Genomic DNA, 13,354 nt, shown 5'->3' on the forward strand with positions numbered 1-13,354 from the left:
CTGATCGGTTATTAAAGAAAGCGAAGTTTTTATATTCAAAAGAGCTGAATACCTACCAGTGGGGAAGTCATGTTCATTTACCACCCCACTTGGAAAAAGAAGAATTACTAGCTCTAAATTTCATCAATCGTTTTGAGAATGTCATATTAACAGGTGCACCGGGTACTGGCAATTATCGAAAGAAATTGTTTATGGAAAGATATTCTTAAACAAATTTGTAATTCAACCTTAGATCAAGAAATATCTTTCCATAATATTTAAAAATACTTACCTACAAAAATCTTGTAACCACTTGATTAAATCTGTATCCTCATCCCAAACGGGGATATCTTGTGTTACAACCTCCATATATGCAGTTTCTAATGCCCTTCTTTTGGTTTCCGTGTTTGCTCTTAAATATATTTCTGTTGTAGTAACATTTACATGTCCTAATAAATCTCTTATATAAATCAGATTAACTCCTGCCTCTAATAAATGCATTGCTTTTGTATGCCTGATCATATGAGGATGAAGTTTACCAGAAAACAGAACATCCGGATGACTTGCTTTAGCCTTTTTTAAATATTTTTCTAAAATGTATGTTATGCCAGGCCTTGTAAATGGACGGTAATTACTGTTATAAAATAGAGGATTATCTTGCTTTCCGTTTTCCAATAAACCATTTTCTTTCATGTAATTCTCCAATTGATCTTTTGTCTTTTCCATAATGGGTACACTTCTACGTTTATTACCTTTACCTGTCAAGATGATAGTGGCTGGCTTAGTAAGTCTAACATCTCTAATTTTGATATCAATTAATTCTTGCACCCTTGCACCTGTATCATAAAGAGTAGCCATTAGGGCTAAATCGCGGCGATCTTTTTTCCTGCTAGTATCTGGTTGTTTTAATATACTTTTTAGACATTCCTGTGAGAGAAACTCAACCGTTTTTTGTTCTCTCTTTTTAAAGGGTATTCCTAATATTCTTTGGCATTCTAGTAATAGTTCAGGATGTTCTGACTGAGTATAACGGTAAAAACTGTGAATCGCTGCTAGCCTTTGATTACGTGTATTAATGCCTACGTTACGCGTCTTTTCAAGCCAAAAGAGGAAGTCTTTAATGTTTTCTGCTTTTATTTTTTCAAATGTAAGGTGCTCTGGTTTAATTTTTACTTTTGAATCATAATACATTAGCACTTGTTTAAAAGTATCTCGATAAGACTTTATTGTATTGGTACTAACATTACGTTGGTTTGGAAGATAATCAGAAAGGAACCGTGTGAGTGTCCTGGCAAAATCAGTCTGTTTCATCAAACGACACCTCCGGTATTAAAATTGAAAAGTTCTGTTCAACTGAAACTATGATTTTTGGATATAAATCAGCAGTCAGCCTTAAGTAATGTTGTGTACCTCTTAAATCAACATGCCCTAAAAATGCAGAAAGGTATGGAAGGAGATTCGTAATATCTTCTTCATTTATGACCCATTTTTTCAAGCAGTGGACTGCAAAGGTATGCCTAAGATCATGGAGTCTTGGTCCCTTTCCACTATGGGAAATACCACCCTTCCATAGAACGTCCCTAAATAAATTATATATCGTACTTTCCTTATAACGTCCTCCGAAAGGAGAGGGAAATAAAAAAGTATTACTGGATTCTATGTGATGAATTTTTTCTACATACAAACGACAACGCCTTGTTAAGGTTTCCGACATTGGAACTTTTCGTTCTTTTCCAAATTTCGTATCCCTAATAAGTAAGACTCCTTGATTTAAGTCAATATCTTTTAGAGTCAAACTTAATGCTTCTGAAATCCGTAGGCCACATGCATATAATATACGAAATAGAAGAGGGAGAATTAGATGTCTGTGGGGGGAAACATCTGAAATAGGGTAATTGTCACATACGGAAAAAATGTTTTTTAACTCTATTTCTGAAAAGATATATGGAGCATAAGAATATCTGTCGATTGAAATAAAGGCAGCTGGAAAAATGTATGCCTCGTAACCAAGACGCACCATATATGTTGCAAGTCCACGTATGATTGAGATCCTTCCGTTTCTTGTACTGACAGTTTCATTTGATCTTTTTTCTGTCCAAATTAGTACCAGTTCCTTCGGAAGCTTCATTTCTAATAGATTTTCATTTGCAACCAAAGTATCAAATTGCTTCAAAAGAGAAGAACTTTTTTTATACTTATAGCCAACAGCTTTCTTTTCTTCAATGTATCCAGCAATCAGTTTACCAAGAATGCTTTGAAACACAATGGCACTATTAGACATTCTTAAGCACCTCCTCTGGATCAATGGCACATTTCCTTAAATCTTCCATTACTGTATGCAGATAGACACTAGTTGATTTAGAATTAAAATGTCCAAGGACTTCAGAGATTACTGGCAATGGTGTTCCCTGTTCAAGCAATGTACTCGCAAGAGTATGACGAAGTGAATGTAATCCTTGCCTATTACCATGAGGAACAGTAATACCAGAAAGTCTAGTATATTTCGTAATAATATTATGAAGGTTAGCGTCTTTACCAAAGGCCTCATAGGGTGCATTCATCCGTATAAAAACAAAAGGAGCATCACTAACAGGCCGTCCATTTTTTAGATAATCAATCAATGCCCACCCTATATCCTTTAAAATAGGATATGTTACGGTATTCTTTGTTTTATTTTGCCTTACTTCTATGGTTTTTGACTGCCAATTTAAATCTGATAACTGCAAAGACTTGATATCTCCAACCCTTATTCCAAGCTTCGCAACTAGAATTAGGATCGCATAATCTCTTTTTCCAGTTGGATTACCCCTATCAATATTATTCAGCAAACGTATAACATCTTCTTTATTCCAGACAGAAGGAACTGCCGGATAATAATACCTATTCTGTTTTGGAACTTTTAAAGATAGATTCTCATCCGTATATTGGTTAAAATAGAGAAATCTCAAATATACTCTTAGCGTTGTTAAAATAGATGCAATACTTTTTCGTGATTCTTGTAAATTGTCTTTACATAGTCGGATATTATTGCTGGTGTAATATCATTTGATTTCTGTACATTTCTGGAATCAAGGTAATCTATGAAAAAGAACAAACGTTGCATACGTGTACGCATGCCTCTTTTTGAATACTCGTTATTTTCACATTCCTTTTCATAGGCAACAAGTTCCTTTTCGAACTGTGGTGGCTTAACATAACCTTTCTTTTTAACAATCCTTCGGATAATTACACCATGGAGCTGGTAGTCGCCCAAAACCCTTATTCTTCTAATGTGGTCTTTGTTCCCCTGAGGCATGGTTTCCTTATAGTAATCAATTGTACATTCATACTTTTCCTTTAAAAATTCTCTTCCCAATACTTCAGTAAAATAGATTTCATTCTTTTCTTTGGCAAATGCAATAACTCTTTTGTAAAAAGCGCGATATCCACAAATAGTGTTATATGCATAATTTAGCCGTTCTAATTCGGATAAAACTTTAGAAACTAATTCATCAATTGGTAATCGAGTTTCCATTTTACACCTCCTAGATTTAATAAATCTATTTTGAGGTATTATGGAAAGAAATAAACATACATTTCACTCTAATAGTGCATATATCCTTATTTCTTTCCATAATGGAAAGACACATTTAGCCACAGGACTAGGAAGACAAGCTTGTCGAAACGGATATGAGGTTCGGTTCTTTAGAGTATCAGACCTAGTGGATCAATTAGAAAAGGCATGGCAAGAGGGCAAATCACAAAACTTTAGAAACCGATTTAAAAAGGTAGATCTAATTATATTAGATGAAATGGGCTATATTCCATTTAGTAAAGAAGGTGCAGAATTACTCTTTCAGCTTATATCAGATTGGTATGAACAGAAAAGTATGATCATTACTTCAAACTTAGAATTTAGCCAATGGTGTATATTTAAAATAAAGTCTTACTGTATGTAAAAAAGATGTACCGTTTAAAATAAAGTTATACTGTTTATAAAAAAGTTGCACCGTATTTCCCCTTTGGATATGATAGTCTAAAGGGGTGTTTTTGTGTCGAAAAGAAAAAGAACATCTAAAGTCGATAAATGGATTAAAGAAGGTCGTGGAACTGGAGTTGGGTTAGATTATCAGCCGTGGATAAAAATTCAAGATGTTTCCTCTCTTGGTCGATCAACAAGATTAAAAGGTATAAAGACTGGTAGACAACATGAGTTTTTATCGGATTTGGAACGAAACTACTTTTATTTAACTGAATTTTCAGATTTTGTATCGGATATTCGAGAACAGTACCCTTTGTTACCGCAAGAAGAGACGATTATCATTGCCGATGAGCTAGGAATAAAACATCCCACAGATCCAAAAACAGGCGATCCAATTGTTATGACAACTGACTTTTTATTAACGGTAAATAAAGGGCAAGAGGTGTTTGAAGTTGCTAGGACAATTAAAATGAAAGATGAATTATTCAAAGAACGTGTACTTGAAAAGTTCGAAATTGAACGAGAGTATTGGCGTAGGAAAAATATTGATTGGGCGATTGTTACGGATGAGTATATCCCTAAAATAATGACACGCAACATTAGCTATATTCATGATTATTATGATATTCGAAATTATGATATATTCCGTGAAATGGATTCGCAATATATAGAAGATCTATCCTTGTCTCTAATGCAAAGGCTATTAAATAACAAACTTAAAATCCGTACCATTACAAATGAATTTGATGCTGATACTCATTTGCCTTTTGGTAGTGGTGTAACACTTTTTTATTATTTACTTGCTCGGAAAATTATCGTGATAGATATGCTTATGCCTCTAAATTTAGAGCAACAGATTCACATTAAATCCTTTGATGAAAGTAGACTAAAGAAGGTGAAATATGGATGATTTATATTAATCAAGTACTTCAATATACGAAGGATTCAAAAAGAATCCGTGTTGTTGAAATAGAGGAAGCATATGTTTTTATCGTGGATATTGATGCACACACATCTATGCCTAAAAAGGAACTTTATTCAACATTAGTTACAGATATCGAACAAAAAGAGTTATTAGTTATAGCAGATCCCTTTTTAAGAGTTGTAATTGATAGGGATTTAACAAAAACGCAAATTCAAAAGCGTGAAAATGATTGGGAGACTATTCAAACTCACTGTTTGGTACATATGAGTTCACTCCTCCAAAAAAAGGGCAGGGAGAAAAAGATAAAGGAAATTGCGGAAGTTGTAAATGTAACTCCTACTAAAGTAAAAAAGCTACTCAGTCGATATTGGCAGCGCGGGATGACAAAAAACTCTATGCTACCCGACTACTCTAATTCAGGTGGTAAAGGAAAAACGAAAGTTTTAACGAAAGAAAAAATTGGAAGACCTAGAAAAGTAAATATAAATAATGAATATCAAACTGGAATTAATATTACTGAGGAAATAAAGGTTCAAATTGAACACGTTATCAGCAAGTACTACAGGAGAAAAAATAACTACTCTTTAAAAGATGTCTATAATTTTATGCTACGAGATTTCTATTCTGATCGCTATAAGGAGAATGGTGAACTGAAATATCGTATTTGGGATGCTGCTCGAATTCCCTCTTACCATCAGTTTTACTACTGGTTTAAAAAGCTAGAAGACCCAAAAAAGGATATTCAGTTTCGTAAAAGTACGAAAGAGTATGAGCTGAAACATCGACCCATTTTAAGTAATTCTAAATCAGAAACAAATGGCCCTGGGACCAGATTCCAGATAGACGCAACTATTGCTGATATATATTTAGTCAGTTCGCTTAATGTGAATAAAGTAATTGGACGACCAGTTATTTATGCGGTATTGGATGTGTATTCACGTATTATCACAGGTCTATATGTTGGTCTAGAAGGCCCATCATGGGTTAGTGCGATGATGGCTTTAGACAATATGGTTGCAAACAAGGTAGAATTTTGTAAACAGTATGGTATCGATATAACCCCTGAGCAATGGCCAACACATCATTTACCTGAGATCATTATTGCTGATCGAGGTGAGTTTGAAGGATATTCGGTAAACAATCTTATTAATAACCTCAATATTAAAATTGAGAATACTACTGCTTACCGTGGAGATTTAAAAGGTATTGTTGAAAGAAAATTTCGAACATTTAACGGGAAAGTAAAGCAAAAAGCACCTGGAGCAATTCAAAAGGAATTTCTAGAGCGTGGAGATCAAGATTATCGCTTGAATGCGACATTGAACCTAAAGGAATTTACGTCTCTTATTATTACAATGGCACTACATCACAACCAAAAAGTCATTGAGAAATATCCTGTTGAAAAAGAAATGGTTGCAGCTGGATTGGTACCAACGCCAATAAATTTATGGAATTGGGGTATTCAAAATCGTAAAGGAAGGCTAAGAACAATTGACAGAAATATTCTTCGCTTAAACGTGCTACCTCGAGGAAATGCGACAATTTCAAGGACAGGCATTAAGTTTAGGAATCTCTTATATGGTTCTCAAAGGGCGATTGAAGAACATTGGTATTTGAAGATGAGAAATAGAAGTTTAGAAATTGTATATGATCCACGAAATGTTGAAAAAATTTATATTCCACACGATGACGGAATGAATTTTGAAACGTGTATTTTGTTAGAACCAAGTGATCAATATAAAAATGATTTTTTGGAGGAAATTGTATTCCAACAACAACTTCGAAATGAACTAGAAGATATAGAACGTACAAGTCAAATTCAACTCACAGTAAATACAGATTCTGCATTGGAAGAGATTATTAGAAAGGCTGTGAAAAACAAAAAGCAATCTTATAATCAACCAACGAGTAAGAAAGCCAAAATAGCTTCTATTCGTGACAACAAGGACGTTGAAAAGTTATTGAATCGGGAATCCGAAAAATTTGATCTATCACCTGATAAGGTTAGTGAACCAGCTGAAGTAATCAACTTCGCAACAAAAGAGAAGGTAGATGAGAAACTACCTAAGAAATCATCCTCACGTCTAATGCAGAAATTAAAAAAGAAGCGAGATGATGAATTTGGAAAAAACAAATGACGCGGTTGTCTTAAAAGGGGAATTTGAGAAAGCCTTCTATAAGGAACAACCTTTAAATGAATATACTAATAATCCATTCATCGAAGCTCTTCCGTCGATATTCAGTGAGGACGATGTGATGGATCGATTTATGGTGACTCCACGAATTAGTAAGCAAGATAAATTAAGTGAAACGAATATTCGTTATCACGTATTAAAACGTGTTAGAAATTTTATCCAACCCTTACCGATTCATTTTGGGGTAGAGCGTCGATTGTCTACTTTAATTCGTAGAGGATATTTGGCACGAAACCCACTGGATGCAACATTTCTGGAGCGTGTTCGCGTATTGCATGAATTGCGTGAAGAAGAAGCGACACATAAAATTATTGATGAACGACTTAATTACATTAGATCGACTGCTGATAGTTTATCCATTATTGGAATTTCGGGGATTGGTAAAACAACAGCAATTGAACGTCTGTTGCTCATGTACCCTCAGGTAATCAAGCATGAAGAATATAAGGGGCAACCATTTAATCGGACCCAAATTGTGTGGCTGAAAATTGATTGTCCTTACGATGGTAATTTGTCTACCTTATGTAAAGGTTTTTTTAAAGCGATTGATGATCTATTAGGGACTCGGTACCTTGAAAAATTCGGTTACTTAAACCGAGTGACATCAACCATGTTGTTACATATGACATCATTAGCAAGCATGTATGGTATTGGTGTTCTCGTCATTGATGAGATTCAACACCTACTCCATTCAAAAAATGATAAGGAAGAAATGTTGAACTTTTTCGTGACGCTATCTAATACAGTTGGTATTCCAACCGTTTTGATCGGCACTTCTAAAGCTCAAAAGTTATTCAAAGGGAACTTCAGACAGGCAAGACGTGCTGCAAGTGAAGGGGCAATAATCTGGGATCGTATGGCAGAGGAAAGTGAAGAGTGGGAGTTTTTTTTAGAAACACTTTGGGAATTACAGTGTTTAAAATCCTATTCCGAGCTTACTGAAGAAATGAGAAAGACTTTTTACTATGAATGTCAAGGGATCACTGCTGTTGCTGTAAATTTGTTTATTTTATCACAAGAACGTGCTTTATTTGATGAGGACAATCCAAATGAAACCATTACATCACAAGTGTTAAAAAAGACGGCAAAAGAAGATATGAAAACGATTCAGCCTATGATGAAGGCAATTCGTACAAACAACCTTAACGATATGATGAAATATGAAGATATCATGATTAACTTGGATGAAGTAATGCTCAATCATAAGAGAAATACAGAAATTACAGGACGAATCCAAGAAGTGTTTAAAGAGCGTCAAAATACAATTAAATATAAAAAGCAAGATACAATCGAAAACTTACATGTTGAAGTAGCAGCCCTTGGTATTTTTGATACATTGAAAGATCAAGATATTAAAAAAATAGCACAAAAAATCGTCGAAGAAAATCCACTTGATAAGGACATTAACCATCTTAAATCAGAACTGATTCAGAAGGCAATTGCATTAAATCAGCAAAAGAAGAAACAGAATCAGAAACAAACTTATAATGATAAAAATGTATTACCACTACTATTATTGAGAGAGAAGGCATTAAAGAACAAGCAACATCCGCATGATTTATTAAAGTTAAATGGTTATATTAAAAATCCTTTGGAAGAATTCTACTAGGAGGCCATTAACATGCTACCATTTTTTACAGATCCATACCCTGGAGAATTAATTTACTCTTCTATAGCACGTTATCATTTTTACAGTGGGAACATTGATTTAAAAGATACGTTGGAAGAAGTTTTCAAAAGTCGTTCTGTGATACCTAGCGTAGAGATTGGTAGTCATTTAAATACATTGGCTCAACAGATAGGGAATCATTATTCTGTAGAAAAACTGTTAGCAATGCATACAATTTATCCTTTTTATGCTCCTTTTCTTTCTAAAAAAAGACAACGTGAAATTATACAAGATGTGCAAGGTGATGGTAAGGGAATTTATACAAGGATAGGGATAATTGCTGGTAGTATCTGTAAAAAAGACGGATTGTATTATTGTCCGTTATGCGCTGATGAGGATATTAAGAAATACAGTGAGCCGTATGTTCATCGTGAACATCAACTTCAGGGGGTAGAATTGTGCTCTCACCATTACTTACGGTTGAAGAAATACCCTATTGATTTAACGACACAAAGTAGAGTTGAATTTATTCGGTTTGATGAAAAACTTATGGATTTTGGTTCAACTTTACAGGAAGTAGAGTCCCCTTATGATCTTGATATTCAAGTTGTACTGTCAAAAATGGTTTATCAGCTTTTAAATGTTGATTTAGAAGCATTTTCACGTGAGGATGTCTTTAAAAAATATCGTAAACTCCTGAGAGAAAAGAATTTAATTACTGCATCAAATAGAGTTAGACAAAAGGAATTGTTTGAAGCTTTTCAAGCAAAGTTCCCTCAAGGGTTTTTAGAAAAGTATGAGTCAGGAGTAAATGAGGAAAATGAGTACAATTGGCTAAAAGTGTTGACCCGCAATTCAAAGCGTCATGTTCATCCATTCCGACATTTATTGTTTTTGTACTTCCTCGATCAGGATATTGGGAATTTTTTCCTAGTAGAAGAAGATGTTGGTCCATTCGGAAAAGCTCCGTGGCCATGCTTAAACAAGGCTGCTCACCATTATAAACAATTGGTCATCCCACATGTAAAAATTACAAGGGATTATAAGTCAATAAATCCTATTGGTACGTTTGAGTGTTCCTGTGGCTTTATATATGCCCGAAAAGGGCCAGATAAATCAAAAGAGGAAAAATATCGCATTGGTCGTGTAAAATCATTTGGAGACATATGGTTTGAAAAACTTTATACCTTAGCAAAAAATAATGAGAATCTAAGCACACGAGAAATAGCTAAAAAACTTGGCGTCAATGCTAAGACTGTGAAAAAATATCTTACTATGGACGGACAAAAAGAAAAGATCGAGAGTAAAGTAACTCCTCCGTTGTTACAGAAGTATAGACAGCAATTGTTAGAGGGGATACAGAAATACCCTAATGATTCAAGAACGAGAATTAGAGAACGTTTTAAAAAGGAATATATTTACTTGTATCGATATGATAGGATATGGTTGTTTAAGCATTTGCCTGAAAAGTGCAGACAAAAACGTGATATTGAAATTGTGAATTGGTCTATTAGAGATAATGATTATTGTATTGAAATAAAACATCTATGCATAACGTTATTAGCTTTAGAAAAGCCCGTTCGGATAACTAAATCACTTATCGGCAGACGCTTAGGTATATTAGCTAACTTAGAAAAAAATTTAAATAAATTACCAAAGTCGAAGAAACTTTTAAATAAAGTTACAGAATCTGTTCAGCAATTTCAAATTCGTCGTTGTTGTAAAATTATAGACCTAATGTTGCAAAATAAGGACCCTGTTGTAATGTGGAAGTTACAACGATTGGGTGCTGTTAAAACGCACCATTTTCATAAAATCAAACCGCATTTAGAGGCTTACATACACATGAAACAGGATGTGAATAACCATGAAAGCAAAACAAGTTAAAGTAAAATGGCCGTTTAGAAAAGGAGAAAGAGCAGGACTGATATGGATTGGGGATCCTTTTCGTTATGATAATAAAATAATGTTGAATTGCTATTTTCGGGCAAGGAAAGTCACAAAAAAAGTACTATTAGACTGGGGGACATTACCTTGCTTGGCAATACAACATTACTATAGTGATGGTGTGATTACTACAAGTCATCCTCCTCAAGGTGTGAAGGAAGTAGATATTACTTTATTTCCTAATAATGTTAAGTATTTTGAAAAGCATTGGAACATCCTTGGAAGCAGTGACCCTGCAACCTCTCGAAGCTTCATATTTTCATTTGACGGAAAAAATGTTATTTTACCTGTCATAGAAGTGTTACGAAGTATATTAGCACCAAATGGTTTTCTTTTATATCGCTTGTTTGAGTCGAACTCTTTTCCTCAATATTTTACGGAAACATACGAATCAAATAAGGTTCATCTTAGCTTTTCATCACTATATGAGTTGAAATATACAAAAACAGCCTTTATTTATCAATTGATTTGGTTATTAACGAATAATGATTTGCGACAAGTATATGAAAGTTTAGCATTCACATGGTTGCAAGAACAGACATTAAAGTTTGAATGGAAATTCACCCAACCAATTACTGTAACTGCTCGTGTAAAGGAGAATAATAATATATGGACAGTTTTACAGATTGTGAGTGTGAAAAACAAGTATATTCCGTATGATAATATCTCTATTTCACATCCAGAAATACAAAACACTGAGAAGTTGAAGGAAGCAAAAAAATATACATATCAATCTTTAAATAAAAACGGTAGCAGCGAACAAAGTTTTACATTAGATGAACAAGTAGACGGATCCACAGAGGATTTTGATTTCGTCCAAATGAATCAATTGAGCCATGAATATACTTCAGTGCCTAGAGTTAAACGAATCAAACGTGGGTCAGTCAAACAACGATTGGAAGAGGATGAAAATACAAGAAGATACTATAGTGATGATCACTCGATTCGTTCTACGGCTGATATTGGCGGTCAACAAATGACAAGAGGATTAGAACATCTAATGTTATATGAAATTAAAGCTCAAGGAGAGCTACAAGATTTTATAAATGTCTTAAAGATTTTGGAACAATTTCCGAGAGTGAAAGCAATTCGGGCATTTAATGATGTATTACCAGAGGCTATTGGAAAGCGAAAGTTCACAAAGCTTAGTGATGGTGTTACTAAAAGAAGTTATGTAATTGCAGAAGTATATATGACAAGTGGTTATAGGTACAGTATTATAGAGGTGGAACGAGAATATCGGTCTTTATCTACAATCATTTTAAGTTCATATAAAAAACAGGACTGGAACAATATTTACTATCAATTATTATTAAATCTAGTAAAAGATAGTGGAACTTGGACAAGTCGATCATTAAATGTCATTAAGACAAAAGGAGTAATAATATCTAAGTCAAAACACTTCAACAAAAATATAAGGCATAGAGCGAAGGTTTTGTTAGGTAAACTTTTGTAAATGTTTCAGTGTTTTAAACCGTGAAAAATTTATCAGACATGGCATTAATAGGACTAGATATAAACTAAAATATTAGGTATAATATATAACAAAATTTAATAGGTATTTTTAATCGAATTATGAATATATGATCATATATAATTATGAGGTGATTTTTATGTTTAATTATTTTCTTTCATTGGATCCTGTCTTACAAGCTTTAATTGGGACACTTTTTACTTGGGGAATGACAGCCCTGGGGGCAGCATTAGTATTTACAACAAAAAGTTTTAATCAAAAATTAATGGACAGTATGTTAGGTTTTGCTGGCGGTGTCATGATAGCAGCAAGTTTTTGGTCACTTTTATCTCCTGCACTAGAAATGGCTGAAGAAAACGGAGTTATTCCATGGATTCCTGCTGCAATAGGTTTTATGTTAGGTGGGATTTTTCTATGGGGAATAGATAAAGTTATCCCACATTTACACCCTAATGCTTCAATTGAGTCTGCTGAAGGTATTAAACCCAACAAAAAAAAGCGAAGTACTCTTCTTGTTTTTGCAATTACCTTGCACAATATACCAGAAGGACTAGCAATTGGAGTAGCCTTTGGTGCAGTGGCAGCTGGATTACCATCAAGTTCTATTACTGGGGCGATTGCACTTGCAATAGGAATAGGAATACAAAACTTTCCTGAAGGAGTTGCTGTATCAATGCCACTTAGAAGAGAAGGAATGTCTAGAAGAAAAAGTTTTATGTATGGTCAATTTTCAGGAATGGTTGAGCCAATTGCAGCGATTATAGGGGTTTTAGCTGTCACTTTTGTTCAACCTATTTTACCTTATGCTCTAAGTTTTGCTGCAGGTGCTATGGTCTTTGTCGTTGCAGAAGAAGTTATACCTGGTTCTCAGGAAGAAGGGAATAAGGATTTAGCGTCCATGAGTCTAATGATTGGTTTTACTGTAATGATGATATTAGATGTAGCACTTGGATAAATACAGCAATTCCAATTATTATAATTTGTGTTAATTATTATTTTTTTAAAAATCAAACAATAATCACACAGTTTGTCAACACTTTAATTTTATTTCTGTAACAATATAAATTCTCAAATGTAGTAAGAGCTAAATAACATAACTAATATTATAATTAGTTAAAATAATATGGTTAAATACAAGGGAGTGTCAATAATTTTGTGTAAATGACACTAAACCCTTTTGTAAGAATTAAGCTAGTTATTTATTATAAACGACCTTGCAGGTCGGACTGTGACTTTCTTCTTCAGTTACTAACCCCATAGCTGG

The 13,354-nt window shown here is 34.0% G+C and carries 11 protein-coding genes and 1 pseudogene; 8 read left to right on the forward strand and 4 right to left on the reverse strand.

From position 1 onward, the window contains the following. Nucleotides 1-209, forward strand: a 209-nt coding sequence (locus ACTWQB_RS15985; protein WP_443140180.1) for an ATP-binding protein, incomplete at its 5' end; no start/stop codon positions are given. A 58-nt stretch (nucleotides 210-267) separates the two neighbouring features. On the opposite strand, the gene ACTWQB_RS15990 is transcribed toward ACTWQB_RS15985, so the two are convergent. The 4 genes from ACTWQB_RS15990 to ACTWQB_RS16005 form a co-directional block, all read right to left on the reverse strand. Continuing rightward, nucleotides 268-1,290 carry a tyrosine-type recombinase/integrase gene (locus ACTWQB_RS15990; RefSeq protein ID WP_443140181.1) on the reverse strand — a complete coding sequence of 341 codons (1,023 nt, stop codon included), beginning with the start codon at nucleotides 1,288-1,290 and terminating at the stop codon, nucleotides 268-270. After that, complete coding sequence (locus tag ACTWQB_RS15995) at nucleotides 1,277-2,260, reverse strand: tyrosine-type recombinase/integrase (protein WP_443140182.1); 984 nt, start codon at nucleotides 2,258-2,260, stop codon at nucleotides 1,277-1,279. Before ACTWQB_RS15995 ends, ACTWQB_RS15990 begins: the two co-directional genes overlap by 14 nt. After that, nucleotides 2,253-2,807 carry a site-specific integrase gene (locus tag ACTWQB_RS16000; protein WP_443140183.1) on the reverse strand — a complete coding sequence of 185 codons (555 nt, stop codon included), beginning with the start codon at nucleotides 2,805-2,807 and terminating at the stop codon, nucleotides 2,253-2,255. Before ACTWQB_RS16000 ends, ACTWQB_RS15995 begins: the two co-directional genes overlap by 8 nt. A 137-nt stretch (nucleotides 2,808-2,944) precedes the next feature. Continuing rightward, entirely contained in the window at nucleotides 2,945-3,493 is a 549-nt protein-coding gene (locus ACTWQB_RS16005) for a hypothetical protein (RefSeq protein WP_443140184.1), read from the reverse strand. Between the two features lie 40 nt (nucleotides 3,494-3,533). On the opposite strand from ACTWQB_RS16005, the pseudogene ACTWQB_RS16010 reads away from it, so the two are divergent. From ACTWQB_RS16010 to ACTWQB_RS16040, 7 genes and pseudogenes are all read left to right on the forward strand, one after another. Continuing rightward, nucleotides 3,534-3,884: pseudogene (locus ACTWQB_RS16010) on the forward strand (ATP-binding protein); the annotation flags it as partial. A 126-nt stretch (nucleotides 3,885-4,010) separates the two neighbouring features. After that, nucleotides 4,011-4,850, forward strand: a complete 840-nt coding sequence (locus ACTWQB_RS16015; RefSeq protein ID WP_443140185.1) for a TnsA endonuclease N-terminal domain-containing protein — start codon at nucleotides 4,011-4,013, stop codon at nucleotides 4,848-4,850. After that, nucleotides 4,847-7,003, forward strand: a complete 2,157-nt coding sequence (locus ACTWQB_RS16020; RefSeq protein ID WP_443140186.1) for a Mu transposase C-terminal domain-containing protein — start codon at nucleotides 4,847-4,849, stop codon at nucleotides 7,001-7,003. The genes ACTWQB_RS16015 and ACTWQB_RS16020 overlap by 4 nt, the downstream gene beginning before the upstream one ends. Then, nucleotides 6,981-8,669 (forward strand): ATP-binding protein, encoded by a 1,689-nt coding sequence (locus ACTWQB_RS16025; RefSeq protein ID WP_443140187.1) that lies wholly within the window; start codon nucleotides 6,981-6,983, stop codon nucleotides 8,667-8,669. The genes ACTWQB_RS16020 and ACTWQB_RS16025 overlap by 23 nt, the downstream gene beginning before the upstream one ends. 12 nt (nucleotides 8,670-8,681) lie before the next feature. Further along, on the forward strand, nucleotides 8,682-10,556 hold the full coding sequence (locus ACTWQB_RS16030; protein WP_443140188.1) for a TnsD family transposase: 1,875 nt from the start codon (nucleotides 8,682-8,684) through the stop codon (nucleotides 10,554-10,556). Next, nucleotides 10,537-12,072: a Tn7-like element transposition protein TnsE gene (locus ACTWQB_RS16035; protein ID WP_443140189.1), complete on the forward strand. Its 1,536-nt coding sequence runs from the start codon at nucleotides 10,537-10,539 to the stop codon at nucleotides 12,070-12,072. The genes ACTWQB_RS16030 and ACTWQB_RS16035 overlap by 20 nt, the downstream gene beginning before the upstream one ends. Before the next feature lie 157 nt (nucleotides 12,073-12,229). Continuing rightward, nucleotides 12,230-13,045: a ZIP family metal transporter gene (locus ACTWQB_RS16040; protein WP_443140190.1), complete on the forward strand. Its 816-nt coding sequence runs from the start codon at nucleotides 12,230-12,232 to the stop codon at nucleotides 13,043-13,045. The last annotated feature ends 309 nt before the right edge of the window (nucleotides 13,046-13,354 follow it).

Source organism: Piscibacillus sp. B03 (assembly GCF_052246295.1).
Classification (GTDB): domain Bacteria; phylum Bacillota; class Bacilli; order Bacillales; family Alkalibacillaceae; genus Piscibacillus.